This is a genomic window from Serratia sp. PL7 (assembly GCF_945957435.1).
In genome coordinates, this window is record NZ_CAMFLB010000007.1 from 133401 (window position 1) to 160104 (window position 26704).

The 26704-nt window shown below is 53.4% G+C and carries 23 protein-coding genes; 13 read left to right on the forward strand and 10 right to left on the reverse strand.

Annotated features, from left to right (window positions below; genetic code table 11):
- The first annotated feature begins 163 nt into the window (after positions 1-163).
- Both N6G83_RS26720 and N6G83_RS26725 read left to right on the forward strand, forming a co-directional pair.
- On the forward strand, positions 164-1750 hold the full coding sequence (locus tag N6G83_RS26720; RefSeq protein WP_211135647.1) for a phosphoethanolamine transferase: 1587 nt from the start codon (positions 164-166) through the stop codon (positions 1748-1750).
- Between the two features lie 81 nt (positions 1751-1831).
- Positions 1832-2047 (forward strand): YgdI/YgdR family lipoprotein, encoded by a 216-nt coding sequence (locus tag N6G83_RS26725; protein WP_024527015.1) that lies wholly within the window; start codon positions 1832-1834, stop codon positions 2045-2047.
- Between the two features lie 111 nt (positions 2048-2158).
- On the opposite strand, the gene glsA is transcribed toward N6G83_RS26725, so the two are convergent.
- Entirely contained in the window at positions 2159-3097 is a 939-nt protein-coding gene (glsA, locus tag N6G83_RS26730; protein ID WP_211135648.1) for a glutaminase A, read from the reverse strand.
- Between the two features lie 485 nt (positions 3098-3582).
- Positions 3583-4812 carry a peptidase T gene (gene pepT, locus N6G83_RS26735; protein WP_074029437.1) on the reverse strand — a complete coding sequence of 410 codons (1230 nt, stop codon included), beginning with the start codon at positions 4810-4812 and terminating at the stop codon, positions 3583-3585.
- Between the two features lie 245 nt (positions 4813-5057).
- Between pepT and N6G83_RS26740 the strand changes: the two genes are divergently transcribed.
- Positions 5058-6650, forward strand: a complete 1593-nt coding sequence (locus tag N6G83_RS26740; protein WP_024527012.1) for an ABC transporter substrate-binding protein — start codon at positions 5058-5060, stop codon at positions 6648-6650.
- Between the two features lie 174 nt (positions 6651-6824).
- Here the strand turns inward: N6G83_RS26740 and N6G83_RS26745 are convergent, their stop codons facing one another.
- Positions 6825-7082: a hypothetical protein gene (locus tag N6G83_RS26745; protein ID WP_211135649.1), complete on the reverse strand. Its 258-nt coding sequence runs from the start codon at positions 7080-7082 to the stop codon at positions 6825-6827.
- 567 nt (positions 7083-7649) lie between these two features.
- Between N6G83_RS26745 and N6G83_RS26750 the strand changes: the two genes are divergently transcribed.
- From N6G83_RS26750 to N6G83_RS26760, 3 genes are read left to right on the forward strand one after another with little or no spacing between them, the layout of a single operon-like run.
- The gene (locus tag N6G83_RS26750) at positions 7650-8201 is read left to right on the forward strand and encodes a DUF1571 domain-containing protein (protein ID WP_233169620.1); all 552 of its coding nucleotides are present in this window, start codon (positions 7650-7652) and stop codon (positions 8199-8201) included.
- Positions 8202-8214: 13 nt separating this feature from the next.
- Entirely contained in the window at positions 8215-8685 is a 471-nt protein-coding gene (locus N6G83_RS26755; RefSeq protein WP_211135650.1) for an SRPBCC family protein, read from the forward strand.
- A gap of 38 nt (positions 8686-8723) precedes the next feature.
- Positions 8724-9149, forward strand: a complete 426-nt coding sequence (locus N6G83_RS26760; RefSeq protein WP_074029441.1) for a GNAT family N-acetyltransferase — start codon at positions 8724-8726, stop codon at positions 9147-9149.
- Between the two features lie 8 nt (positions 9150-9157).
- Here the strand turns inward: N6G83_RS26760 and N6G83_RS26765 are convergent, their stop codons facing one another.
- Positions 9158-9886 (reverse strand): GntR family transcriptional regulator, encoded by a 729-nt coding sequence (locus tag N6G83_RS26765; protein WP_260524059.1) that lies wholly within the window; start codon positions 9884-9886, stop codon positions 9158-9160.
- Between the two features lie 245 nt (positions 9887-10131).
- Here N6G83_RS26765 and N6G83_RS26770 point away from each other — a divergent pair, with 245 nt between their 5' ends.
- The 3 genes from N6G83_RS26770 to N6G83_RS26780 all read left to right on the forward strand — a co-directional run bounded on the left by N6G83_RS26770 (position 10132) and on the right by N6G83_RS26780 (position 14288).
- Entirely contained in the window at positions 10132-11484 is a 1353-nt protein-coding gene (locus N6G83_RS26770) for an adenylosuccinate lyase family protein (RefSeq protein WP_211135651.1), read from the forward strand.
- Positions 11485-11525: 41 nt separating this feature from the next.
- On the forward strand, positions 11526-12950 hold the full coding sequence (locus tag N6G83_RS26775) for a DASS family sodium-coupled anion symporter (protein ID WP_211135652.1): 1425 nt from the start codon (positions 11526-11528) through the stop codon (positions 12948-12950).
- A gap of 87 nt (positions 12951-13037) precedes the next feature.
- Positions 13038-14288: an MFS transporter gene (locus tag N6G83_RS26780; protein ID WP_226906462.1), complete on the forward strand. Its 1251-nt coding sequence runs from the start codon at positions 13038-13040 to the stop codon at positions 14286-14288.
- 23 nt (positions 14289-14311) lie between these two features.
- Here the strand turns inward: N6G83_RS26780 and N6G83_RS26785 are convergent, their stop codons facing one another.
- On the reverse strand, positions 14312-15520 hold the full coding sequence (locus N6G83_RS26785) for an MFS transporter (protein ID WP_211135653.1): 1209 nt from the start codon (positions 15518-15520) through the stop codon (positions 14312-14314).
- Positions 15521-15615: 95 nt separating this feature from the next.
- Between N6G83_RS26785 and N6G83_RS26790 the strand changes: the two genes are divergently transcribed.
- Both N6G83_RS26790 and N6G83_RS26795 read left to right on the forward strand, forming a co-directional pair.
- Positions 15616-16065 (forward strand): winged helix-turn-helix transcriptional regulator, encoded by a 450-nt coding sequence (locus N6G83_RS26790; protein WP_024527004.1) that lies wholly within the window; start codon positions 15616-15618, stop codon positions 16063-16065.
- A 2-nt stretch (positions 16066-16067) separates the two neighbouring features.
- The gene (locus N6G83_RS26795) at positions 16068-16355 is read left to right on the forward strand and encodes a putative quinol monooxygenase (protein WP_029710740.1); all 288 of its coding nucleotides are present in this window, start codon (positions 16068-16070) and stop codon (positions 16353-16355) included.
- A gap of 204 nt (positions 16356-16559) precedes the next feature.
- Here the strand turns inward: N6G83_RS26795 and guaA are convergent, their stop codons facing one another.
- Both guaA and guaB read right to left on the reverse strand, forming a co-directional pair.
- Complete coding sequence (guaA, locus tag N6G83_RS26800; RefSeq protein WP_024527003.1) at positions 16560-18137, reverse strand: glutamine-hydrolyzing GMP synthase; 1578 nt, start codon at positions 18135-18137, stop codon at positions 16560-16562.
- A 102-nt stretch (positions 18138-18239) separates the two neighbouring features.
- Entirely contained in the window at positions 18240-19703 is a 1464-nt protein-coding gene (gene guaB, locus N6G83_RS26805; protein ID WP_037411907.1) for an IMP dehydrogenase, read from the reverse strand.
- Positions 19704-19872: 169 nt separating this feature from the next.
- Here guaB and xseA point away from each other — a divergent pair, with 169 nt between their 5' ends.
- Positions 19873-21249, forward strand: coding sequence for an exodeoxyribonuclease VII large subunit (gene xseA, locus N6G83_RS26810; RefSeq protein ID WP_021178839.1), 1377 nt, complete (start codon positions 19873-19875; stop codon positions 21247-21249).
- Positions 21250-21252: 3 nt separating this feature from the next.
- Here xseA and N6G83_RS26815 read toward each other — a convergent pair whose 3' ends face one another.
- The 3 genes from N6G83_RS26815 to N6G83_RS26825 form a co-directional block, all read right to left on the reverse strand.
- Positions 21253-21414, reverse strand: a complete 162-nt coding sequence (locus N6G83_RS26815; protein ID WP_158006244.1) for a hypothetical protein — start codon at positions 21412-21414, stop codon at positions 21253-21255.
- Between the two features lie 175 nt (positions 21415-21589).
- Positions 21590-23953 (reverse strand): TIM-barrel domain-containing protein, encoded by a 2364-nt coding sequence (locus tag N6G83_RS26820; protein WP_211134435.1) that lies wholly within the window; start codon positions 23951-23953, stop codon positions 21590-21592.
- 11 nt (positions 23954-23964) lie between these two features.
- Positions 23965-25272 (reverse strand): MFS transporter, encoded by a 1308-nt coding sequence (locus N6G83_RS26825; RefSeq protein ID WP_024484230.1) that lies wholly within the window; start codon positions 25270-25272, stop codon positions 23965-23967.
- 349 nt (positions 25273-25621) lie between these two features.
- Between N6G83_RS26825 and N6G83_RS26830 the strand changes: the two genes are divergently transcribed.
- Complete coding sequence (locus N6G83_RS26830; protein ID WP_211134436.1) at positions 25622-26704, forward strand: LacI family DNA-binding transcriptional regulator; 1083 nt, start codon at positions 25622-25624, stop codon at positions 26702-26704.

A 26704-nucleotide genomic window follows, 5' to 3' on the forward strand; every position in this document is an offset into this window, starting at 1 on the left:
CAGTTGATCTTGTTTTCATTCGGCTCTATCTTCTCGCATCCGGGTACATGAAGCGGCTCGCTGGATGCGGTCTATCCCTCCTCCCCCTTTCCGTCTACCACACGGATTTATGACTCTTCTCTTGTCAGAGTTACCACACAGCATTTGATAACTTTCGGTAAACATGAACTCAACGGTTAAAGATACCCTGGCAGCACGTGACGTCACCCTAACCCCGTGGACAGGCTTTTATTTCCTGCTGTCGCTGCTGATCAACTTCGCCCTCGGCTATCCATTTAGTCTGCTGTATGCCGTGGCGTTCGGCTGTGTGTTACTGCTGCTGTGGCGTCTCAGCCCACGCTTGCAAAAGAGTGTGATCGGGCTGTGTAGCCTCATCGCTGCCATGTATTTCCCGTTTGCTCAGGCCTATGGCTCGCCCAATTTTAATACCCTGCTGGCGTTACACTCGACCTCGGTGGAAGAGTCCAGCGAGATATTGACCATCTTCCCGTGGTACAGCTATCTGGTGTCGCTGTTTATTCTGGCTCTGGGCATTATCGCGTTGCGCCGTAAGCCAACCCCGAAAGGCGCTTGGAACACCCTCAACAGCTTATGTCTCACCATCAGCGTGGTCTGCTTTTTTGTCACGCCAGTACAGAATCTGGCGTACGGCGGCGTGTTTAAATTGACCGATTCTGGTTATCCCGTGTTTCGCTTCGTCAGAGATGTGATCGTCAATAACCAGGAAGTGATTGATGAAAAAGCCCGTATGCAGGCGCTTTCGCAACTGAAAGATTCCTGGAACGTGCTGGCGGTGAAACCGAAGTATCACATTTACATGGTAGTGATCGGCGAAAGCGCGCGGCGAGATGCCTTAGGTGCGTTTGGTGGGCACTGGGACAATACCCCCTTTGCCAGCCACGTAAACGGCACGCTATTGCTTAACTATATTGCGGCCAGCGGATCAACACAGAAATCGCTCGGCATTACGTTAACCCGTGTTATTAACGGTAAACCCCAGTATCAAGATAACTTCGTCACGTTGGCCAATCGGGCAGGTTTTCAGACCTGGTGGTTCTCAAACCAAGGCCAAATTGGTGAATATGACACCGCTATCGCCAGCATTGCCAAACGTGCCGATGAAGTGCAGTTTCTGAAAAACGGTGATTTTGAAGCAGATAAGAATACCCATGATGAAACGCTGCTCAAGATGACCGCCCAGGTTTTTGCCGCCCCGCGCAACACTAACCCGCAGCTGATCGTCTTGCACCTGATGGGTTCACATCCGCAAGCCTGCGACCGAACTCAGGGGAAATACGTGGACTTTGTACAATCCAAAGAAACCTCCTGCTATCTTTACACCATGACGCAAACTGACAGCCTGCTAAAACAGCTCTATCAGCAGTTACGCGATACCGGGGAAAGTTTCTCAATGGTCTACTTCTCCGATCACGGTCTGGCGTTTAAAGAGCGCGGTACCCAGGTGCAATATCTGGCGCACGATGACCAGTTTCAACAAAATTTTCAGGTCCCCTTTATGGTGCTTTCCAGCGATGACACCGAACACCGCCTGATTAAAGCCCCTCGTTCAGCCAATGATTTCCTGACCTTTTTCGCTTCGTGGACCGGGATAAAAACCAAAGAGCTGACGCCGAAATACTCGTTTCTTTCCGAGCAAAAAGCCGGCCCCGTCTATATCACCAACTTTAAGCTCAAGAAGGTGGACTACACCCATTTACCGACGGATATCTTTGAAACCCAAACGCGCTGAAGTGTAACAAGGTAGCCTTTGCATCTCGGGCCACTTTGTCTGTAATATGAGGCAGTTAAAATGGAAAGAGCCTGTTGACCAATGAAAAAACTCACTTTTCTGCCTCTCATTTTCCTGACACTGGCGCTGGCAGGTTGCACCAGTGACTACATTATCACGACTAAATATGGCGATAGCCTACAGGCCCACGGCGAACCGGACACTGACCGCAATAGCGGTATGACCAGCTATACTGACATGAACGGCGACTATCATCTGATCAATACCAATGATATTTCAGGGATAGTCAAAAAATAGCCTTTCCTGCGGCTGCGTGACTTTCACGCCCGCCATGCGTAAAGCCTTGCCATGGATTGCAGCGGTTGCATTTTTTATACAGGCCCTTAGAAACTGGCGGCCTGTTCATGATTAACGCCCCCGATAAAGGTTATATCCCATTTGCTGGGCAACAGCCGCAACCATTTTTTGCCCCCGCACGCTGTTACCAACGGGATCAAGTGGTGGTGAGAACGCAGCAATCCCCATTACACCAGGCACCACGGTCAAAATACCGCCCCCAACACCACTTTTACCTGGCAAACCAACGGTGTATGCCCAATCGCCAGAACTACCATACATCCCTTCCATCGTCATTTCTGCCAAAATAAAGGGCGTGTTAGACTCTGTCAGCACTCGCTTTTTGCTGACGGGGTTGATACCACCGGCGGCAATTGTCGCCCCCATCGTGGCCAATTCAATGGTATTAAGCAGCGTTGAACATTGACGGGTATACACATCGCAGGCTTCCATTGGATCGCAGTACATCGCATCGGCGCTATAGAGTAACCAGGCGATCGCACGGTTATGGAAGTTGGTCGTTTGCTCTGAATCATTCACCTCGTCAGAGAGTGCGATTTGTGCACCCGCTAACTGCTGTTGCATATCAAGAATACGCAACCAGCGGTTTTCACGGTCACTCGCTTTCACTAAGCTCACCGTTGACATTGCCCCGGCATTCACCAGCGGCGAGAGGGGTTTACCTTTATGTAGCTCCAGAGCAATCACTGAGTTAAAGGGCAAGCCAGTGGGATCGGCACCAATCTTGTCCTGAACCTGTTGTGGGCCAACATCTTCCAACGCCAAGGCGAGCGAGCACACTTTTGAAATTGACTCCAGCGCAAAGCGAAACTCCGCATCCCCCTGAGAAATGATATCCCCGTCAACGGTTACAATCACCAAGGCGGCTAAATGGCTTGGCACGCTCGCTAAAAAAGGGATATAGCTGGCATTCTCGCCGCCACTCAATGTGGAATACTGCGCATAGGCATCCGATGCCACCTGTTGAAGACGTTGTAAATCGATAGTCATGTTGTTGACTCCCAGACTGAATTTGCGGAGTTGGGAGATAATACTCCCAACCCTTGAAAGAAATATTAAGGTTTTGGCACCTGAGCGGCTATTACAGCAGGCTCAATAGTTCTCATCACGCCAATGGCTATGCAAAGCCACCATCAGGTCCAGCCATTCTAGGCCCACTCACTTAAACATTGTGTAATAGGCACCCAAGATTGATATCGGGCTGAGGGACCCAAAGTGCCTGGCACAAAGATCAGTACGTTACCCACTGCTGCTAACATAATGGCGATAGGATAGTTTCAATAGTGGTATGACCAGATATATCGGCATAAACGGCGATTATCATCTGATCATAGTGAAAAAATAGCGGCTGTCTGAGTTTTTATCTGCTAAATCGTAGCGGCTTTCGTGTTTATTCGAGTTAACCAAACAAATAGAACTTTCGCAGCCTGGCTTGAATAAGCCTGGCTGCGATAATGTTGAAGCGATATCCCCCTTTATTTAGCCGCCAGCTTACACAGCGTTAACGCCACATTATAAGAAGCCTCAAACGACTTGAGGGGTAAAAACTCAAACCGTGAATGGAAATTATGCGCGCCGGTAAAGAAGTTTGGCGTTAATAACCCTTTGGCAGACAGCGCCGCACCGTCTGTACCGCCGCGCATCGGGATGACTTTAGGCTCAATGTTCAACTCGGCCAGTGCGGCAAAAATCAAATCTATGGCCCGGCGGTCATCGGTGATGGCATTGCTGATATTGCTGTAGGTATCGCTGATGTGATACTCCACCCGAGCGGTGGGATATTGCGCAGCAATCTTCTCCGCCACTTCACCAATCTGCTGTTTGCGGCGCTCAAAATTCGCCAAATCGAAATCACGGATATTGGCTTTCAGCAGCGCTTCGCTTTGCGATGCCTGCATACCATTAAACCAGATATAACCTTCGCGCCCTTCGGTATGCTCAGGAGTCTGCTGGCGATCGAAGTGGCCGATGTAATCCATCGCCATCAGCAGCGGATTCACCAGCACACCTTTAGAGGACATCGGGTGACTGGTCACGCCGGTAAAGCGCAGTTCGGCGCTGGCGGCGTTGAAGTTTTCATACACCACTTCACCCAATTCGCAGCAGTCGATGGTCCAGGCAAAGTCGACGTCGAAACGCGCCAGATCCAGCGCTTTGGCGCCACACAGGCCAATCTCTTCGTCCGGTACAAACGCCACCACGATATCGCCGTGTTGGTCCTCTGCGGTAAGGTTTTCCAACACCGTCATCACTACCGTGACGGCCGCTTTGTTATCCGCCCCCAACACGCTGGTGCCATCGCTGAAAATAATCTCTTCCCCCGGATAGGCTTTGATTTCCGGGTGTTCAGCAGTGCGTAGCCAGATATCTTGCTGCGCGTTCAGGCACAAATCCTCACCGGTAAAGCGCAAGATTTGTGGATGGATATCCGGCGATAAACCAACGTCTACAGTATCAATATGCGTGATGAACCCGATACGTGGCGCACCGGGTACGTTGCCTTTTTTCACTGCGGTGACGGTGGCATGTTCGTCAATAACCACATTATCCAGGCCGAGTTGGCGTAGTTCCTCAGCCAGCATCTCCGCCATGGCGAACTGGCCAGGAGTGCTGGGCAAAGTACTTACCGCTGGGTTGCTCTGGCTGGTGACGGCCAGGTAGCGGAAGAAACGTTGGGTTAACTGCGTGGCGAGCGGTGAAGACATTATGTTGTGTATGAACGCATCCCGTTTGCAAGGCTTCCATGGCTAGGATCACCAGAGCAATCTTTCAGAATTCACCCTTTTGTTAGAGTTTATTTTTGCCAACTACTGCCTTTACCGAGGCTAGCGTTGACCTCATTGTTATCGTTCGATGTTGTTTGCTGACAATGTAAATTTAATGTTATTTATTAAGCGCTTTAGTACAAGCTTTATTTTTCAGTGGTAGGCTCACCAACAGGAAGATAGTGATGATAATTAAAATTACAAAGCTTGCGCTGGCCATAGCAGCGCTCTCAATAAGCTCTGGGGTAGCAGCAAAAACGTTAGTCTATTGTTCAGAAGGTTCACCAGAAAACTTTAACCCGCAACTCTACACCTCCGGGACCAGCGTAGATGCCAGCGCGGTGCCGATCTATAACCGACTGGTGGATTTCAAAGTCGGTACCACCGAACTGCAGCCTAGCCTGGCAGAAAGCTGGGACGTCAGCGAAGACGGTAAGGTGTACACCTTCCATCTGCGCCAAGGAGTGAAGTTCCAGAGCAACAAATATTTCAAGCCAACGCGCGACTTTAACGCCGATGATGTGATCTTCTCGTTTATGCGCCAGAAAGATCCAAACCATCCCTATCACAACGTTTCCAACGGCAACTACTCCAACTTCGAAAGCCTGGAGTTCGGCAAGCTAATCACCGCCATCGACAAGGTTGATGACCATACCGTGCGTTTCACGCTGGCCCATCCGGAAGCGCCGTTTGTTGCCGATTTAGGCTGGTATTTCGCCTCAATTCTCTCTGCGGAATACGCTAATAGCATGTTGAAGGCGGGCACGCCAGAGCGTGTAGATATGGAGCCGATTGGCACCGGGCCGTTTGAATTGAAGCAATATCATAAAGACTCCCGCATCCTGTTTACCGCCTTCCCTGATTACTGGCAGGGCAAAGCGAAAATCGACCGTCTGGTGTTCTCCATCACGCCGGACGCGTCGATCCGTTACGCCAAGCTGGAAAAAAATGAATGCCAGGTGATGCCGTTCCCTAACCCGGCAGACCTGCCACGCATGAGGGAAAATAAAGACATCAACCTGATGCAAAAAGCAGGCTTGAACACCGGCTTCCTGGCGTTTAACACTCAAAAGGCCCCGCTGGATAACGTGAAGGTCCGTCAGGCGTTGGCGTTGGCCATCAATAAACCGGCAATCATCGAGGCAGTATTCCAAGGTACTGGCACTGCGGCGAAAAATATACTGCCTCCGGGCGTGTGGAGTGCCGATGCGGATTTGAAAGACTACGATTACGATCCGGAGAAGGCCAAAGCCCTACTGAAAGAAGCTGGCTTCGCCAACGGTATGACCATCGATCTGTGGGCAATGCCGGTTCAACGCCCGTATAACCCGAACGCCAAGCGCATGGCAGAGATGATCCAGGCCGACTGGGCGAAAGTGGGCGTAACGGCCAAAGTAGTGACCTATGAGTGGGGCGAGTACCTGACGCGGGTGAAAAACGGCGAGCATCAGGCCGCACTGATGGGCTGGACCACGGCAACCGGGGATCCGGATAACTTCTTTGGCCCGCTGTATAGCTGCACGTCAGCCAACGGCGGCTCTAACTCGTCGAAGTGGTGTTATCAGCCGTTTGATAAGCTGATCCTGGAGGCTCGAGCCGAAAGTAACCACCAAAAGCGCGTAGCGCTTTACAAGGAAGCCCAGCAGATGATGCACGATCAGATGCCGGCGGTGATGATTGCCCACTCGACGATTTTTGAGCCGGTGCGCAAAGAGGTCACCGGATACGAAATCGACCCGTTCGGCAAGCATATTTTCTATCAGGTCGATGTGAAATAAGCGCTGACGCTTGAACGATGACTAAGGGCTTCAAACCGAGAGGGGTGAAGCCTTTTTTATTACTGCCCCGTAACCGAATTTCGCAACAATCTGACTGTGATAGCTATCACAACTGCAACCTGGCCCCCACGCATACATCCAGCAGCCAGCCTAGCTTCAAGGTATAATCAGATTTCAAATTGATGACTGACCGTTCTGGCCGTCTTGACCATCCTGACCATTCTGACCGTCTTGGCCATTCTGACCGTCTTGACCATTCTGGCCGTCTTGGCCATCCTGACCATCCTGACCATCCTGACCATCCTGACCGTCTTGACCGTTCTGCAATTTAGTATGGCCATTCTCAGGCTCAACAGGTTTTACTTGAGCAGCGTGACCACCAAGAGAAATGGCCAGCAGAAAAACCAAGTACATATTTTTTTTAATTTTCATGAAATGTCAGACTCACTATGGTTAGGGAAAGCGCAGGGAACGCACGTTCACACATTGGAAACCAATCCGGTGCAGGATTTACGGCAGGTAGCATAGCAAGTAACCAGAGATGGCAACACCAAGAAAAAATACAACCATTCACTGGGGCCAATACTGGATGGCCTGGGCCGCGAAAACCTTAATATCGTCAATTTCGTCACGTTCCATCATCATCTCTGCCAGCATTTGCGGGTAGCACCTGGATAAACATCACCGAGCTGCGGAATGGGGAACCGCCATCCTGCTACCACTGTTGCTGGTCAAAAACTTACTCAGGGTATGCTGCGCATCAGCACGCAAACATTCGAATGTTACGATATTTGTAGGATGAAGAATAAACCGCTCTCCTCTGTGATCCAGATCCTATATTTAATTAATGAGGCAGACCTTTTTCGGCCAGGGTTCCACAGGGAGAAAAGTATCAACCACTTATTCGGCCACCAATGGCTTCTGGCAACGATGTTGATAGCTAGCGCTCATACTTTCGCAGCATCCCCCTCTGACCCGATTAGTCAGGCACAGGAGCAATTGGCCCAGATTGCTGAGTATCAGTGCAAGATCGACTCACGCTCGGCACAAGGCGATCGCACCCTGATGCGTTACAGCTACCGTAAGCCGGGCTATGTGCGGATGGATTTCAGCGAACCTCATCGTGGTGCCGTGCTGATCTATGATCCCGATAGCGCTAAGGTACGCGTATGGCCATTCGGTATCGGCACTCTGCCAGTGCTGAGCCTGTCACCCAGCAACTCGTTGGTACAAGGCCCTAACGGCCATCGCATAGACCAATCGGACGTTGGCACCTTGCTGCGTAATATTCGCCACCTCCAGCAAGGGGGAAAAACGACCGTCATCGGTAAGGAAGCCCTGGCGGGACAAGCCGCTTTGCATGTCACCATCCTTGGAGCAGCGGGGGTTAATGTCGGTGGCGTTCACCGTTATGAGGTTTGGTTAGAGGATAGCCACAGCTTCCCAACCAAGGTGGTCAGCTACGATACCGACAATCGAGAAATAGAAACCGTGATGATGGACGCTCTGGTGTTCAACCTGCATTTTCCCACTGACTTCTTTACCCCTTAAGGCAGAGCCCAATATGGCCGAATACCAGTTCGTCACTACCTGGCGTATCAAAGCCCCATTACAGACGGTGTGGGAGGTACTCTATCATCCCGATATCTGGCCAAGCTGGTGGAAAAACCTGTTACAGGTGGTCGAGATAGTGAAAGGCAATGAGCTTGGGATCGGGGCGCTACATCATTATACCTGGCAAGGCGTGCTGCCTTACCGCATCACTTTCGACATGCATATAGTCAATATCGTGCCGCTACAGCTATTGGAGGGACAAGCCAGCGGCGAAGTTGAAGGGATTGGCCAATGGCTGTTAAGTTCCGATGGGGTTTATACCCTTGCGCGCTATACTTGGCATGTCCGAACCACTACGCTCTGGATGAACTGCCTGGCACCGCTGGCAGCACCGTTATTTCGCTGGAACCACGATGCGGTGATGCGGGCCGGAGCCAAAGGATTGGCGCAACGGCTGGGTACCAGCGTTGAAATGAGTTGATTGTCAGCTATAGTGCTAGCAAATCATCAGGAGCCGCCATGCACATAAGACCTTACCAAGAGGCCGATCGCCTTTTCCTGCGCAGCCTGTATCTGGCCGCCCGCCAAACCGCCTTTACCTGGCGTGACACGCGAAATTATCGGCTGGAAGATTTTGATCGCTCAACGATTGGCGAAGAGATCTGGGTAGCCGAACGGGACGGCAAGCTGCTCGGCTTTGTCTCGATTTATCACGCCGATAATTTTATTCATAATCTGTATGTCGATCCTCTCCTGCCGCCGCAGGGCGTGGGCAGCGCGCTGTTGCATGCCGCAGAACAGACGTTTACCTCAACCGGGTCGCTCAAGTGCCTGGTGAAAAATGACAAGGCGCTGGCGTTCTATCACAAGCACGGCTGGCAGATCGTCTCCACCGGTGGTGACGGCGGCGAAGAGTATTACCTTTTACATTCGCCGAAAGGATAGCGTTGTTCTTAAGCTTGCGGTTTCAGCACAATGGAACAAGCGTATCTGTCCGCCGGATGGATGGACACCGTCGTTTCGAACGTTTCACCATGGCGGTCCACGTAACGACGAACAATTCTCAGTGCGGGTGAGCCGGGTTCAACGCCAAGCACTTTGGCAATTTTCGGCGATACACCAACGGCGGTGATGGTCTGCCGAACCTCTTCACTCTTGACCCCATAATGTTTTTCAATCAGCTCGCTGATCAATGCGTAGGGATCGCTGCGCACCAGGCGACGTATCTTGTCATAAATAAGTCGGGTATAGCTGTCTGTCCAGCAGATGGGGGCGTCTTTCTTTGCGCCGTCTTCACGGATACTGGCGATATGTAACCAGCGCGATCCTGGCGCACCACCGATCACTTGAGATAGCTCCTCATCAGCCACCACCTCATCAATCTTTTTCACCACCCGAAGGTTATTGTTGGCCAGGAAAAGCAAATCTTCCAGGCTGGCCAGCGGGTGATTCATAGCGCTGTCTGATTTTTTTTCCACTATCAGCGTGCCAATCCCCTTACGCCTGACGATCAACCCCTGCTCGGTGATATCACGCAAGGCTTCACGAATGGTATGTCGGCTGACATCAAACTGTTCGCACAGCTCCATTTCAGGTGGCAACAGCGTGCCTACCGGGTACTTATCCGAGGCAATGCTTTGCACCAGCTCACGAGCAATACGTTTATAAAGAGATTCTTTCATAGCGGTCTGGCCGTTACTCCCGAAAAAACTTTCAGATCAACATCACAAAGTTGTAGCAAGACAGCTTTGCTCAAATGTCCGTACATTATATATTGTCCGTACATATTAAATGTACGGACATTTAAGGAAGCCTGAACAGCAAGAGTCCTCGTTTCCTCGCGCCTCACGAGCTGCTGTTTAGCCACCTGTCCCTATATGACATATGAAATAAATCTTACCACCATTCTTACACTCAGGGAGGCAATATGGCTTCTAATGTTCTTGATTCTATTCTGTTCCGTGACGCTTTTGGTACCCCGGAAATGCGTGCCATTTTTGATGATCGCGAGTTGGTACGCAAGTACGTCGAGGTGGAGGTCGCTCTGGCCAAAGCCGAAGCTCGCTGTGGAGTGATCCCAGTGGAAGCCGCAGAGGAAATTGCGGCCAGATGCAGTGCAGACACGCTGGATTTTGACCTACTGCGTCATGAAACCGAAATCGTTGGCTATCCCATTTTACCGTTGGTGCATCAGATATCGAAGCAGGCTGGCAGCTCAGGGGGATACGTTCACTGGGGGGCAACGACACAAGATATTATGGATACCGCAGTAGTCCTGCAAATCCGCGATGCATTCGAACTTATCGAAACCGATCTCAACGAACTACGCCGCATTCTGGCTGACATGGCACAGCGCTACCGAACCACCCCAATGGCCGGACGCACCCATTTGCAGCAAGCCTTGCCGATCACCTTCGGCTATAAGGCAGCAATCTGGCTCAATATGTTTGATCGGCACGCCGAACGCCTGGCGCAAGCCCGCCCGCGCGTCCTGGTAGGCCAATTCGCCGGAGCCGCCGGGACGTTGGCATCGCTGGGGGATAAGGGGCTGGCTGTGCAGCAGGCGATGATGGAAGAGCTGAGACTGGGCACTCCGGACTCCACCTGGCATGTAGCACGCGACGGTTTTGCCGAAGCCGTTAACCTGTTGGGCCTGATCACCGGATCGTTGGGCAAAATCGCCTATGACGTCATGCTAATGGCCTCAAACGAATTCGGCGAACTCTATGAGCCCTTCGTCAAAGGCCGTGGTGCCAGCAGTACCATGCCGCAAAAACGCAATCCCATATCCAGTGAGCTTATGCTGGCCTGCGCCAAAGGAGTTCGTCAGCAGGCTGGGTTGATGTTGGATGCGATGGTCCAGGATCTGGAGCGCGCTACCGGGCCCTGGCATGCCGAATGGATAGCCATCCCAGAAAGCTTCATTCTCAGCGCCGGTGCACTGAAGCAGGCAAGATTTATGCTCGGTGGGCTGATTGTGGATGAAGCTGCCATGGCAAAAAACCTGGACATGACGAATGGGCTGATCGTAGCCGAAGCCGTGATGATGGGGCTTGCACCTTATATTGGCCGCCAGGATGCCCATGATGTGGTGTATGACGCCTGCCGCATTGTCAATGAACAGGGAGGACGCCTCGCCGATGTGCTGAACGCGTTACCGGCTATTGCCAGTCGTCTGGAGCCAGAGCTGATTGAGCAGCTTACCGATCCGACCAATTATTTGGGTATGGCACCGCAAATGGTGGATCGGGCAGTACAGCAATCAGCCAAACAGGGCTAACGCATCCGCAGGAAATTCAATCCTTGTATAAGGAGATAATTATGTCAGCAGGATCACCCGACAGAAAGAAAAAAGCTATCGCCACCCTGGTCCCACTGCTTTTAGGCTTGGCAATCTGGCTTTACCCGGTTCCCGAGGGATTAACACCGCAGGCTTGGCAGATGTTCGCCATCTTTGCAGCAACTATTGCGGCAATTCTGACTCAACCACTGCCCTCCGGGGCAGTCATGCTGGTCGCGCTTTGCGTAGCCATTTTTACCGGAACCCTGACGGAGGCTAAAGCCTTATCCGGCTTTGCCAGTGGGACAGTATGGCTGATTTTCTGTGCTTATATCCTGTCATTGGGGTTCGTTACCTCCGGCTTGGGCAAGCGTATCGCCTATAAAATGCTGTCACTATTTGGTGGCAGCAGCCTGGGGATTGCCTACTCGCTAGGGGTATCCGATCTGATTATGGCTCCGGCCATGCCATCGGTAACCGCCAGATCGGGAGGCATCATCTTTCCCATCGTACGCTCTATCAATGAAGTCTTAGGGTCGGCACCAGGTAAGAGCGGTAAAAAGATCGGCGACTTTCTGATTATGGTGTGCTTCCAGTTCACCCCCATTACCGGGGCCATATTTCTGACGGGTATGGCGGCGAACCCACTGGTGGGCAGCCTGGCAAAAGATTCGTTGGGGGTAGAAATAACCTGGGGTGGCTGGTTCGTGGCCGCGGTCGTTCCCGCCATGGTGTGCTTTTTCCTGATGCCACTGCTGGTCTATAAGATCTTGAACCCGGAACTTAAAAAGACCCCGGAAGCGAAAGACATGGGACGCCGTGCCCTCAATGAGCTGGGTGCTATGTCAGGCGTTGAAAAAAAGGTCGCGCTGGGTTTTATCTTGGCGCTGCTGGGCTGGGGCACCAGTCTGCTGACAGGATTATCGGCCACCACGGTAGGGCTGGGGTTGGCTGCCTATCTGTTTGCTACTCATGCCGTGAGTTGGAAAGACCTGCTTAAAGATCAGGCCGCGTGGGATACGGTGATCTGGTTCAGCGTCATCATCAGCCTGGCGGGCGGGCTATCCAGCCTCGGTTTTATCAGTTGGATGACCACCAAGCTCGAAACCACTATTAGCGGTTTTGGCGCAATGCAGACGTTTGTCATTCTGGGGATACTGTATATTTATGTGCATTATCTGTTTGCCACGGCCTCCGGCCATGTCGCTGCACTGTATGCACCGTTCGCGGCTACCGCTATCGCTGCTGGCGCGCCACCGATGATGGTTGCCATCTGTTTTGGTATTTTCAGCAATTTGATGTGGGGAAATACCGAATATGGCGGCGGCCCTGGCCCCATTTACTTCGCTCAGGGATATTTTGAACGGCCACGTTTCTACAAAATCAACTTTTGCGTGGTGACGTTCAACGTCATTCTGATCTTCGTTGTCGGCCTCGCCTGGTGGAAATTGCTAGGGTACTATTGATTACTATTACCGAATCAGGCGTCATGGGCATAGCGCCTGATTCATTCAGTGCATTCACTCCCCATAACCAACCAAGGAATAGCCATCGTGGATCCGGCTGGCGTCAATACAGGGATAGACACCTACCGCGCACAAACAAAGCGCTACGTACATCTGCTTTTTGCCCTTCAGGCGATAGGTGCATCCTCACCTGCGATTATCATCTCACTGGGCGGATTGGTGGGTGAGACATTAAGCAGTAATAAAGCCTTATCCACGCTGCCGGTCAGTCTCTTCAACATTGGCCTGGCCTTGTCCGTGTTACCTGTAGGAGCCCTGATAGCCCGCTTTGGGCGCGTTAACGCCTATACCCTTGGCGCGCTCAGTGCATTCATCGGTGGGATAATAGCTGCATGGGGCGTCATAAACGGCTCCTTCATCCTGTTCTGTCTGGGCTGTCTGATGGCCGGGGGTTACGCGGCGTGCGTGCAAAGCTACCGTTTTGCGGTAACGGATTATGTCACCAAACCTGAGCAACCCGTGGCGATCTCCCGGGTTATGCTTGGCGGACTGTTAGCAGCAGTGATTGGCCCACAACTGGTGATCTGGACGCAAAACCTGTTGCCAGTTCCCCTGTCGGCCAGTTTCCTCGGGCAGTCTCTGCTGGCGTTGATTGCGTTGCTGCTTTTATGGCAAATGCGGCGCATGACCGCTCGCTTGGCGGCTCAACAAAACCCGCTTTCCGACCCCGTTCAAACAACATCAACAGATAAAATTCGCTCTCTGGGGGAAATCGCCGGTTCATTGCGCTTTATCACCACCGCAGTGGCAGCCTTGGTCTCTTATGGGCTGATGACGTTTATGATGACCGCAACACCGCTGGCGATGATCCATCACGGACACAGCCTGTCTACTGCCACATTAGGGATCCAATGGCATATTCTGGCCATGTACGCGCCGGCGTTTATCACTGGCCGGCTGATATCGCGTTTCGGGCCACGTTACGTCTGCGCCAGCGGGCTATTGCTGACGGCCTGCGCCGCTGCGGTTTCCATGATAGGCACCGAGGTCATCTGGTTCTGGGGAGGATTAATTCTGCTTGGCGTCGGCTGGAACTTTGGCTTTGTCAGCGCGACCGTCATGCTGAGCGCTTGTTACACACATCAAGAACGGCTGAAGGTTCAATCACTGAATGACTCTTTTGTCTTCGGCACCACCGCATTAGCCTCTCTGTTATCTGGGCAGATGATGCATATTCTCGGCTGGTTCTGGCTGAATATGCTGGTGTTTATTCCGGTCGTCATTGCGTTGGGATTGCTGTTTATCCAGGGTATGGCGGAAAAAAAAGCTGCTGGATAAACCTTCACTAGCGCACGGAAGGGTCAACGGCAATATTTCAGCGTGCGCCACCAAAACAGCAATGCCACCAGGCTTACCGAGCCGCCCAGCCAGCATACGCCATGCCACCCCGCCCACGCATAAATATGGCTACCGGCAAACGCCCCCAACCCACTGCCGACGGCATAAAACAGCATGTAGCACCCAACCAGACGACTGTGGGACTGCGGATGCGCAGTGAAAATCATACTCTGGTTGAGGACATGGATTGCCTGCCCGGCCAGATCCAGCAAGATGATACCGCCAATCAGGTACGCCATTCCTCGCTCCATCAACCCAAGCGGCAACCAAGCGATCATCAGCAACAACAGGCACATCCCGCTAGCTAGCTGCCCCCAGCCTTGGTCAGCTAGATGCCCGGCCCTCATCGCCGCCAGCGCACCAACTGCCCCTACCAACCCAAATGCACCAATGGTCGAATGAGAAAAAAGAAATGGGGGCTGGCTCAAGGGGAGAACCAGCGTGCTCCAGAAGATGCTGAATGCCGCGAACATCAGCAACGCCAACATACCGCGTACCTGCAAAATCCGGTCATGGCGCAGCAGGCCCAGCATTGAGCTCAGCAGTTGCCAATAGCTTAACTTCAACTCGCAAGCAGGCTGTTTTGGCAATAAACGAGCCAGAACAGGAAGCAATATCAGGGTAATCGCCGCTGAGAAAAAGTAGACCGTTCGCCAACCGCCGATATCCGCCAGTAACCCTGAGAGAGTGCGCGCCAGCAGTAAACCCATCACCACTCCGCCCTGAGCGGCCCCCACCACGCGTCCACGTTCCTGCGGGGAGGCCAACGTAGCGGCAAAGGCGATCAATCCCTGCGTCATCGCAGTTCCCAACAGCCCCACCAGCAGCATGGCCGCCAGTAGTGCCAGACTACTACTAGACACAACAACCATCAGCAACGCAGCAATCAACAGTATTTGCTGCACCGCCAGCAGGCGATGGCGATCCAGCAAATCCCCCAAAGGAACCACCAATAACAGCGCACAGGCACAGCCGATCTGGGTCGCCGCGATCACCATCCCTACCCTTGCCAGGCTGATATTAAAATCCACCGCAATGGCATCAAGCAGCGGTTGCGCGTAATAAACATTGGCCACGCTGAAAGCGCAGGCTGCTGCCAACAGCAGCACCAGTGACGTAGGTAAAAGCTCAACAGACTGCGAGCGGAAGGCTTCCAGCGGTTTATCACTCATCAAGCGCCTCGTTATAAGTGGTTTCATTATTAAACTCAATGCACTTTAGTGAAAGAGGTTTTATAATGCAACCAGAATAAGTCTGGAGCCGCAGCATGAAACGAAAAAGCCTTGAGGATGCTCAATGCCCAGTAGCACGAACCTTGGATGTGCTGGGTGACTGGTGGTCACTGTTGATCATCCGCGACGCCTTTGACGGCATCAGCCGGTTTAGTGAGTTTCAAAAGAATCTGGGGATGGCAAAGAATATTCTTTCCACTCGGCTACGCACGCTGGTCACCCAGGGGATTTTGCAAGTAAGCCCTGCCGCCGATGGCAGCGCCTATCAGGAGTATTTGCTGACCGATAAAGGCCGCGAAATCTTCCCGATTATCGTCGCACTGCGCCAATGGGGAGAGGATCATCTTTTTGCGGCAGGAGAGGACTATTCACGCCTGGTGGAAAACGATAGCGACCAGCCAATACCTCGTATGACACCAATCGGTCATGCAGGGCAAGCACTCAACTTACGCAATACTCGAGTCGTAAAAGTGGATGAGAAATAAAAATGCTGAAAGTCATTGCCGAAGATTTTATCAAGGTTGAAGCGATAGAAACGGTGTTGCCACTTTATCAAGAGCTGGTTGAAGCCACCAAGCAGGAACCCCGCTGCATCGCCTATGATCTGTATGTCGATCAAAAGGATGCCGGGCACTTTATCTTTATCGAAGAGTGGCCAGATCGCGCGGCGTTGGATGCTCACTGCGCGACCGAACACTTTAAACGCCTGGTGCCGCTGATCGATCAACATAAACGTAAGGATGCCAGCTATATATTGATGGATCCCTTTGTCTAACAGCATGATTACAGCCCATGTGCTCCTTGGGCTAGTTTTTCGTACAAAAATAAAGTTAAGCAGACTAACAATATGCCAATTGGCAATACCGTCAACAGGTGTGAGTTAGTCGAAATTCATAATAGAGTAAAAACAAAACCCCCTGTAAAAACAGAGGGTTAATATCAAACTAAATGCTTCAGTGCAGGGAGGAAATCGACTGAATCATTCCCACTCGATCGTCGCCGGTGGCTTCCCGCTGATATCATAAACCACACGGGAAATACCGTTGACTTCGTTGATGATACGGTTGGAAACACGGCCAAGGAAATCGTACGGCAGGTGTGCCCAATGCGCGGTCATAAAGTCGATGGTTTCTACCGCACGCAGAGAGACAACCCAATCGTATTTACGGCCATCACCCATCACGCCAACGGAACGCACCGGCAGGAACACGGTGAACGCCTGGCTGACCTTGTTGTACAGATCGGCTTTGTGCAGCTCTTCGATGAAGATCGCATCGGCACGGCGCAGCAGATCACAGTACTCTTTCTTCACTTCGCCCAATACGCGCACGCCCAGACCTGGCCCAGGGAACGGGTGACGGTACAGCATGTCGTACGGCAGGCCCAGCTCCAGACCAATCTTGCGCACTTCGTCTTTGAACAGCTCTTTCAGCGGTTCCACCAGCCCCAGCTTCATCTCTTTCGGCAGGCCACCGACGTTGTGGTGCGATTTGATCACGTGCGCTTTGCCGGTAGCCGAAGCAGCAGACTCGATCACATCCGGGTAGATGGTGCCCTGAGCCAGCCACTTCACGGCGCTCTGCTTGCAGGCTTCTTCGTCGAACACTTCGACAAAGACGCGGCCAATGATCTTACGCTTGGCTTCTGGCTCATCAACACCCGCCAGCGCGCTCAGGAAACGGTTCTCTGCCGCCACGTGCACGATGTTCAGGCCGAAGTGGTCACCGAACATTTCCAACACTTGGTCAGCTTCGTTCAGGCGCAGCAGGCCGTTATCTACGAATACGCAGGTCAAGCGCTTGCCAATGGCACGGTGCAGCAGCATGGCGGTAACGGATGAGTCCACACCGCCAGACAGGCCGAGGATCACGTGATCTTCACCGACCTGCTCACGAATACGCGCAACGGCATCTTCAATGATAGTGGCAGGCGTCCACAGCGCTTCACAACCACAGATATCCAGTACGAAACGCTCCAGGATACGCTGGCCTTGGCGGGTATGGGTGACTTCAGGATGGAACTGTACGCCGTAGAAGCGTTTTTCCTCGTTGGCCATAATGGCAAACGGGCAGGTATCGGTACTGGCAACGGTGACGAAATCTGACGGAATAGCGGTAACTTTATCGCCGTGGCTCATCCACACGTCTAATACCGGTTTGCCTGCCGGGCTGATAGCGTCTTCGATATCGCGGATCAGGGCGCTTGCCTGGGTGATTTCCACCTGCGCATAACCAAACTCACGCTCGGTAGAACCCTGTACATGGCCGCCCAGTTGCATCGCCATGGTCTGCATGCCGTAGCACACGCCCAATACCGGTACACCAGCGGTGAAGACATACTCTGGCGCACGCGGGCTGTTCAGTTCGGTGGTGCTTTCCGGGCTACCGGAGAGAATGATGCCGCTTGGATTGAATTCGCGGATCTGCTCTTCGCTGACGTCCCAGGCCCACAGCTCACAGTAAACACCGATCTCACGCACGCGGCGGGCAATCAGTTGGGTGTATTGTGAACCGAAATCCAGGATCAGGATGCGATGCTTATGAATATTTTTTGTCATGTGAGGCAAATTCCAGCAACAGAGAAAAAGAGCAAAAAGGGTATTTGGGATGAGAGGCTGCCCTCATCCCTGCCCCTCTCCCGCAGGAGAGAGGTTAAAGCATTAGCCCATGCGGTAGTTTGGTGATTCTTTGGTGATGGTCACGTCATGCACATGGCTTTCTTGAATCCCGGCACCGCTGATGCGCACAAACTCGGCTTTGGTACGCAGTTCATCGATGGTCGCACAGCCGGTCAGGCCCATGCAGGAACGCAGGCCGCCCATCTGCTGATGTACAATCGCCTTCAGCATGCCTTTGTAGGCCACACGGCCTTCGATACCTTCCGGCACCAGTTTATCAGCGGCGTTATCGGTCTGGAAGTAACGGTCCGAGGAACCTTTGGACATCGCGCCCAGAGACCCCATCCCACGGTAAGATTTGAACGAACGGCCCTGATACAGCTCGATTTCGCCCGGAGATTCTTCCGTCCCCGCCAGCATTGAACCAACCATCACGCAAGACGCACCGGCAGCAATCGCTTTGGCGATATCGCCAGAGAAGCGGATACCACCGTCAGCGATAACTGGGATACCTGTTCCTTCCAGCGCTTCGACCGCATCGGCGATAGCGGTGATCTGCGGAACACCCACGCCGGTTACGATACGAGTCGTACAGATAGAGCCAGGACCGATACCGACTTTCACCGCGCTTACGCCAGCTTCCATCAGGGCTTTGGCACCAGCCCCGGTCGCGACGTTGCCGCCAAGGATTTGCAGGTCTGGGTATTTGGCACGGGTTTCACGGATGCGCTGTAACACGCCTTCGGAATGGCCGTGTGAAGAGTCGATGAGCAGTACGTCAACACCAGCAGCGACCAGCGCATCAACACGCTCTTCGTTACCGGCACCGGCACCTACCGCAGCGCCTACGCGCAGACGGCCATGCTCATCTTTACAGGCGTTAGGTTTGCGCTCTGCTTTCTGGAAGTCTTTGACGGTGATCATGCCCAGCAGGTGGAAGCTGTCGTCCACCACCAGCGCTTTTTCGACGCGTTTTTCGTGCATTTTTTGCAGCACAACTTCACGCGCTTCGCCTTCCTTGACGGTGACCAGGCGCTCTTTTGGCGTCATCACTGCGGTGACAGGCTGAGTCAGATCGGTTACGAAGCGCACGTCACGGCCGGTAATGATCCCCACCAGTTCGTTTTCTTCGGTCACAACCGGGTAACCGGCAAAGCCGTTACGCGCGGTTAACTCTTTCACTTCTGCCAACGTGGTGGAAGGTGTAACGGCCTGTGGGTCCGTGACCACGCCGCTTTCATGTTTTTTCACCCGGCGAACTTCTTCCGCCTGGCGCTCAATGGACATGTTTTTGTGAATGAAGCCCAGACCGCCTTCCTGCGCTAGCGCAATGGCCAGGTTGGATTCGGTTACGGTATCCATGGCTGCGGACAGCATAGGGATATTCAGGCGGATAGATTTGGTCAGTTGGGTGCCAAGATCTGCGGTATTAGGCAGAACTGTGGAGTGGGCTGGAACCAGGAGAACGTCATCAAACGTTAGAGCTTCTTTTACAATACGTAGCATGGGCAATATCTCACCAAGGTGGATGCGGAAAAGATAAAATATTGCCGTGGCATTATACAGAGCGTAATCGGTTGCCTCCAGCACTTTCTTACAAAAACTCTTGATTACCTTTCGCCGAGCTGTAATATCGACCAATTAAGTGCTTGTTTTGAAATTTGATCTGGGTCACATGTCACTACCTACTTCACCGTCCATTTTTACCGTAAGCCGCCTCAATCAGACGGTTCGACAGCTGCTGGAAATGGAAATGGGGCAGATTTGGCTCTCCGCCGAGATCTCCAACTTCTCCCAGCCCTCCTCCGGTCACTGGTATTTCACGCTGAAAGATGACCGTGCCCAGGTGCGTTGCGCGATGTTCCGCAACAGCAACCGCCGCACCACCTTTCGCCCACAAAATGGCCAGCAGGTTCTGGTACGTGCCAGCATCACCCTGTATGAACCACGTGGTGATTACCAACTGATCGCCGAAAGCATGCAGCCTGCCGGTGACGGCCTGCTGCAACAACAATTCGAACAGTTAAAACAGCGCCTGGCGGCCGAAGGTTTATTTGATCAGCAGTTCAAACAACCCTTGCCAAGCCCGGCCAAATGCGTTGGGGTGATCACCTCCGCCAGCGGCGCAGCGCTGCACGATATTTTGCAGGTGCTACAGCGGCGGGATCCTTCACTGCCGATCGTGATTTATCCCACGTCCGTGCAAGGTGCAGAAGCACCGTTGCAGATCGTTCGCGCGATCGAAACCGCCAACCGCCGTGATGAGTGCGATGTGCTGATCGTCGGGCGCGGCGGTGGCTCGTTAGAAGATTTATGGAGCTTTAACGACGAACGCGTCGCGAAGGCAATTTTTGCCAGCCGTATCCCGATCGTCAGCGCCGTCGGCCATGAAACAGACGTCACCATTGCCGACTTTGTTGCCGACCTGCGGGCACCTACCCCTTCCGCGGCCGCAGAGTTGGTCAGCCGTAATCAGCTTGAGCTGTTGCGCCAATTGCAGTCACAGCAACAGCGGCTGGAAATGGCGATGGACTATTATCTGGCGCAGCGCCAGCAGCAGTTCACCCGCATCAACCACCGTCTGCAACAGCAGCATCCACACCTGCGGCTAGCTCGGCAGCAAACGCTGTTATTCAAGCTACAGCGCCGTTTGGAAGATGGGATGCAGCAGCAATTACGGCTATCTTCTCGCCGCAGTGAACGCGTGCAGCAGCGCCTGGCGCAGGTACAGCCGATGGGCCGCATCCACCGCTTGCAGCAGCGTGTTCAGCAGCAGGAATACCGATTGCAGCAAGGGATGGAGCGGCAACTCAATGGCTATCGCCAACGCTTTGGCGTCGCCTGTAGTCAGTTGGAGGCGGTTAGCCCGCTGGCAACCCTGGCTCGCGGCTATAGCGTAACGCAGACGCCACAGGGTGAGTTACTGAAAACCACCAAACAGGCACAGGTTGGGGAAATGCTGAAAACCCGCCTGCAGGATGGCTGGGTGGAGAGCGAAGTCAAAACCGTCACCGTGGCAAAAAAGCCGCGTAAGAAACGCGTGGTGGAATAGCGGTTAGTGGCAGAGCTGATCGACTTCTTCTGCGGAAAGGCCGGTCAGTTTCATTACCATGGTGCGTTCGAAACCGTTCTCCAGCATGGAACGAGCTATTTTCACTGCTTCCTCAAGTTTGCCTTCTAGCCGTCCTTTTTGCTCAAGATATTCTGCAATAGTCATCAATTCCTCCTCATGCGATGGCGCACGACTGGCCAACTCACGGATCAGCGTATCCTAATTGCGTAGCGTAAGGCTACCTGGATAGCAGTGTATTAATGATAACCAATCCCACGCAAAGCTTCATCCAGTTTGATACTTCCCCAACCCTCTGCAGAGGGTTGGGATATGACATTAATTACAGCACAAAAGTATCCCGGCAAACCCCGTTCACCCACAGCTCGCGAGTCTCACCTGCTGGCAGCACAATGTTCAGCACCTGCCACGTCGGTTTGAAATGCCCCTCGTGGGTGAAGGTCAGCTCGATGCGCTGATTGTCACTCACCGCCTCCCAGCGGAGCCACAGCGCATTATTCTGCTGCCAGCGATGGCTTTCCCCATCGTCTTCAAACAGCAGGCCTGAGGACCATCCGCAGCCCTTGGTGGGGAACAGCCGCAGTTCCCGGCGATCGTCTGCCGCATTGTCTACATGCCCCAACCGTTGTGACATCGGGAGCCCGGCCCCAGCGCGTACCAGTAACGGCAAGCGTTCCAGCGGTGCCTCTAGCACAATACTCTGACCACCGCTGTACCATTGGCCGCTATAGAAGCAATACCAACCATCAACGTTATCCGGCAGGTAGACTTCACGCTGGCGCAGCCCCTGATCCACCACGCTGGCCACCAGCAGGTCGCGGCCAATCAGGAAATCATCGGTCTCACCGAAGGTGCGCTCATCGTGCTCATGATCGAGGAAGGTTGGCCGCAGCATCGGCTCATCATCATGGCTTGCCTGCCAAAGTAGCGTGTAGAAGTATGGCATGAGGCGATAACGCAGGTTGATGGCATCTCGGATCATCGGCGTCGCCGCCGGGTACATCCAGGGTTCATTGACGGTAGCATCATCATTCCAGGAATGAATGGTAAAGCGCGGGTGCATTACTCCGTTTTGTACCCAACGCACCAACAGCTCCGCGTCTGGCTTATCGCCGGAGAAACCGCCCACGTCATGCCCAACGTTAAACAGCCCGGACAGGCTCATCCCCACCCCCATTCGGGTGTTATAGCGCAAGGTTTGCCAACTGGTGCGGTTGTCGCCACTCCAGGTTTGCACATAACGCTGCATACCGGCGCAGCCAGAACGCGAGATCAAATAAGGCCGCAAGTTCGGCGCAAAACGCTGCTGTGCTTCAAGTGAGGCACGCATCATCAGCAACGGCATCACCGGGCGAATATGCTTGATGGCAATCGGCTTGCCGAAGCCATGGCAACGCGCTTCACCATCCCACACTTCATACTCGTTGTTGTCATTCCAGGTGGAATCAATCCCCATTTCCAGCAGTTGCTCCGTCACCCCCTGCTGCCACCAGCGCACCGCTGCCGGGTTGGTAAAGTCGAGATGCGAACCTTCGTCATCCCAGAAGCTGGAACGTTCTGGGCCGTCGCTCTGCGAATCGCGGATAAACAAGCCTAGTTCCGCCACCTGCTGATATTTGGGATGATCCTGCAACAGACAGGGTTTGATATTCGCCGCCAGCTTCAGCCCAGCATCGTGAAAGGCTTGGCTAAGCTGTTTAGGCTGCGGCACCTTGTCGTAGTTCCAGTTGAAGACGTAGCGTTTGTTATTGATCGAGGTATAGCCGGAAGAGAGCTGAAACGAATCGCACGGGATGGCGTGCTGGCGGCACAGCTGGATAAACTGCTGCAACTGCTGCTGGGCATCCGGTGCGTCGGTGTAGTGCATCGTCGAGCCGCTGTACCCCAGGCTCCACTTCGGCCCAAAATGGGTTTTACCGGTCAGACGCACGAAGGCCTTGGTGACGTCGAGCACCCTTGGCCCCAGGAACAGATAGTAATCCAGATCGCCCGCCTCGGCCTGATAGCGGCGATAGGCCAGGTGATAGTTGTCGATCTCATTCCCAAGATCCAGCCAGCAACTGCTCAGGTTGTCATAAAACAGGCCAAAGCTGACCTCTTCCCGGCGCGTGATAGTAAACGGGATATGTTTATAAAGCGGATCGGTGCTGGCGGCGTTGTAACCCATCGCGTCCAGGTTACGCATTTCAAAGCGGCGGCCGGTACGCTCCAGATCGCCCGTTTTTTCACCTAGCCCATAGTAACGTTCGCACTGATGGCGGCGCTGATAGTGCGCCACGCCGTCACCGTGCGCATTAAGCAGATAGGCACTGGTTGGGCGATCCGCAGCCAGTGGTAGCCATTCCCCCGCCGCATTGCAATATTCCCATTCCAGCCATAGCGGCTGATGTATCGTCACGCGCAACTGCGGAGTCGCTACTGTCAAACGGTCTGCCTGCTGGCCAAGTTGATAGCCCGGCAGACCAAAACCGGCGACGCTGAGGCGATCCCGCCCTTCCCAAGGCACATCCTCCTGCGGAGCGATACTCCAGGTACGATCCAGTGCCAGTTCGCCGTGGCGTTTGATCAGCACGCGGAACAGATTGCTTTCCAGCACGTAAAGGCAGAACAGGTGTTGCTCATCCACCAGCAGTTCAACACGGTCGGCGTATTGCCCAGCCAGCGTCCAGTTTTTTAACGTTTTCATAATTATCCAACTTAAACAGTAGGTGAAGGTTTTTTGCCGCGCTCGGCGATCAAACCGATCAGGAACATCGCACCAATCAGATCGAAGAAGCCCATGGCGACGAAGAGCGGGTTGAAGCCGACGGTGTCGGAAACGGCACCAATCAACAGCGTGAACAGGAAACTGGCGATCCAGGCGCTGGAGCCGCGCATACCGTTCACCGTCGCCATCTGGTTTTTATCGAAGGATTCCACCACCAGCGCGCTCAACATGCAGGAGATCACCTGGTGGCCAAAGCCACCAATGGAGATCAGCGCGATCGCGATGTAGGGGTCTTTGGTGATCGCGACAAACGCCAGCGATACCATCATGAAGGCTCCGGTCACCGAGCTGGCCACCACCGAGTTCACCCGTGAACAGCCGAACCATTTGCGATACAGCGTAGTGAGATAACCACTGGCGACGCTGCCGATATCCGCTGCCAGGAACGGCAGCCAAGCAAACATGGCGATCTGTTTGAGATCCATGCCGCGCTCGGTGGCCAGATACAGCGGCACCCAGAAGCTGAACACCGCCCATGCCGGTTCAGCCAGAAACGCAGGGATGGCGATGCCGTAGAATTTTTTGTTTTTGCACAGGATCGCCAACGATTTAAAGAACGGCAGCTTCGGCAGTACCGGTTCATTGTCCTCGTTGATCAGGTCAAACTCCTTTTGGCTCAGGTTCGGATGCTGTTGCGGCGAGTGGTAAAACACCCACCACAAAACCACCCAGATCAGCGCCAAGGCACCGGAGAACAGAAATGCCCCCTGCCAGCCGAAGGACACATGGGCAATCACAATGATCGGCGGAGCCAACATCGCGCCGATCGAGAAGCCAACCCCTGCCCAGCCAGCGGCAATCGGCCGTTCTTTTTTCGGGAACCAGTCAGAAATGGCTTTAGCGTTAGCCGGGGTAGCCGCCGCTTCAGCTGCGCCCATGAAGAAACGCAGGATCGCCAGTTGCAACCAACTGCCCGCGCCAGCATGCATCATGCACACCACCGCCCAGATGCTGGCACAAACCAGAAACCCCATCTTCAAACCAATGACGTCTATCAGCCAGCCGCAGATCGGTTGGAACAGGGTATAAGCCAGTTGGAAGGACGCCACCACCCAAGAATATTGCTCGGTGGTCATGTTGAGGCTGGTTTTCAGCTCAGGTGCCAGAATACCCAGCGAGTTGCGGGTAATGTAGTTAACCGTGACGCCTAACAGGAACAGGGCCAACATCCACCAGCGCAACGATTTGAATTTACGGCGACTGCTGGCGACGACCGTTTGATTGATTTCTACACTCATCTTGATCTCCGTGGCGACCATACGCCTTTTTGGTAGGGCAACTCTTGCTAACGGAGGTGTTAACAGCGTTATTTGTGACGTCGGCCACAAATACAACGTCAATGCTGCGACAACCCTATGATTTAATGTTGTTTTACTTGTATTCCATCCAATAAATTGGACTGATAAATCTATAAAATTGGTGTACCAAGGCAGACTAACCAGCGGAGAGTGCAAGTGAAATGGCGAAATTTGCAAAAATTTTCATACACCAGCTAAATTTTCGCCGTTATAGCCATAGAAAGCCGTCTGAAAGGAAGACATACGCCGTGAAAATATTCTCACGACCAAATTTGAAGGAGATCACAAAATGAACGGAAAGCTGAAAATACAGGAAATTGCGCGCCAAACCGGGCTTTCGATCAGCACCGTTTCACGCGTGTTGGCAGGAAAAGCCAACACCAGCGCCGAGGCGCGGCAACGGGTGCTGGCTTGCGCGCAGCAAAACGGTATCTTGCAGGGGCTTTCCAACGGCAGGCTGATGTTGAACAACGTGATGGTATTTGCCCCACAGCGCGCCTTTGATGTCCGCACCGATATTTTCTACTACAAGGTGATCCAGGGGATCACCACCGCACTGGCGCAACATGATGTGAGGATCCGCTACTGCGGGTTGGAGGAGCAACACAGCGACAGCGTGCTGTTTTTGGAAAAGATGGGCGATCCGTTAACCGAAGCCGTGCTGATCATCGGCATTGATGACGAGCATATCCATACGCTGGCCGCCGATCTGAACAAACCCTGCATTCTGATTAACTGCACCGATCGCCAGATGCGGTTAGACAGCGTTTCCCCCGACCATCAGCTGATTGGGGAGTATTCCGCCAACTATCTGTTGCAACAGGGCCACAGCCGTATCCTCAATCTGCAATGTCTACGGCGCAACACCATGGAGCTGCGGCTGGCGGGGATCAAACAAGCCTATGTGCGGCATAATATTCCCTTCGATGACCGCCAGCATCTGGTCACCACCTCAGGTTTTGGCAGCGAAGAAGCCGAGCAGGCCATCACAGCCTTTATCAACGGCGTTACCGATCGGGCACAATTGCCAACGGCGATCCTGGCAGGGGGGGATTATATGGCGGTGGGTGCCGTCAATGCGCTAAAGAAAATGCACATCAGCGTGCCGGGGCATATTTCGGTGATGAGTACGGATGGTTTTAATCTGGCGGAGATCCACGACGTGCCGCTAACCTCGGTTCACGTTCCTCGTGATGAGCTGGGTGCAGAGGCCATAGCGCTGTTGCAGCGCCGTATGCTGCGCCCGGATGCGCCACCCAGCAATATGCTGTTGCATGGGCGTTTAGCGGTTCGGGCATCGGTAAAGCGGCTCAGCCAAAACAAGGTGTCGCCAGCGGTCAGCACGCACGACCACCGGCTCTATGATGCATAA

Coding starts and splice junctions, on each gene's coding strand:
- guaB (WP_037411907.1), bottom strand. CDS start 19,703: ATGCTACGTATTGTAAAAGAAGCTCTAACGTTTGATGACGTTCTCCTG.
- N6G83_RS26815 (WP_158006244.1), bottom strand. CDS start 21,414: ATGACTATTGCAGAATATCTTGAGCAAAAAGGACGGCTAGAAGGCAAA.
- N6G83_RS26760 (WP_074029441.1), top strand. CDS start 8,724: ATGCACATAAGACCTTACCAAGAGGCCGATCGCCTTTTCCTGCGCAGC.
- N6G83_RS26790 (WP_024527004.1), top strand. CDS start 15,616: ATGAAACGAAAAAGCCTTGAGGATGCTCAATGCCCAGTAGCACGAACC.
- N6G83_RS26820 (WP_211134435.1), bottom strand. CDS start 23,953: ATGAAAACGTTAAAAAACTGGACGCTGGCTGGGCAATACGCCGACCGT.
- glsA (WP_211135648.1), bottom strand. CDS start 3,097: ATGACTATCGATTTACAACGTCTTCAACAGGTGGCATCGGATGCCTAT.
- N6G83_RS26825 (WP_024484230.1), bottom strand. CDS start 25,272: ATGAGTGTAGAAATCAATCAAACGGTCGTCGCCAGCAGTCGCCGTAAA.
- N6G83_RS26755 (WP_211135650.1), top strand. CDS start 8,215: ATGGCCGAATACCAGTTCGTCACTACCTGGCGTATCAAAGCCCCATTA.
- N6G83_RS26745 (WP_211135649.1), bottom strand. CDS start 7,082: ATGAAAATTAAAAAAAATATGTACTTGGTTTTTCTGCTGGCCATTTCT.
- pepT (WP_074029437.1), bottom strand. CDS start 4,812: ATGTCTTCACCGCTCGCCACGCAGTTAACCCAACGTTTCTTCCGCTAC.
- N6G83_RS26765 (WP_260524059.1), bottom strand. CDS start 9,886: ATGAAAGAATCTCTTTATAAACGTATTGCTCGTGAGCTGGTGCAAAGC.
- N6G83_RS26740 (WP_024527012.1), top strand. CDS start 5,058: ATGATAATTAAAATTACAAAGCTTGCGCTGGCCATAGCAGCGCTCTCA.
- N6G83_RS26795 (WP_029710740.1), top strand. CDS start 16,068: ATGCTGAAAGTCATTGCCGAAGATTTTATCAAGGTTGAAGCGATAGAA.
- N6G83_RS26785 (WP_211135653.1), bottom strand. CDS start 15,520: ATGAGTGATAAACCGCTGGAAGCCTTCCGCTCGCAGTCTGTTGAGCTT.
- N6G83_RS26770 (WP_211135651.1), top strand. CDS start 10,132: ATGGCTTCTAATGTTCTTGATTCTATTCTGTTCCGTGACGCTTTTGGT.
- N6G83_RS26830 (WP_211134436.1), top strand. CDS start 25,622: ATGAACGGAAAGCTGAAAATACAGGAAATTGCGCGCCAAACCGGGCTT.
- N6G83_RS26725 (WP_024527015.1), top strand. CDS start 1,832: ATGAAAAAACTCACTTTTCTGCCTCTCATTTTCCTGACACTGGCGCTG.
- N6G83_RS26775 (WP_211135652.1), top strand. CDS start 11,526: ATGTCAGCAGGATCACCCGACAGAAAGAAAAAAGCTATCGCCACCCTG.
- guaA (WP_024527003.1), bottom strand. CDS start 18,137: ATGACAAAAAATATTCATAAGCATCGCATCCTGATCCTGGATTTCGGT.
- N6G83_RS26720 (WP_211135647.1), top strand. CDS start 164: ATGAACTCAACGGTTAAAGATACCCTGGCAGCACGTGACGTCACCCTA.
- xseA (WP_021178839.1), top strand. CDS start 19,873: ATGTCACTACCTACTTCACCGTCCATTTTTACCGTAAGCCGCCTCAAT.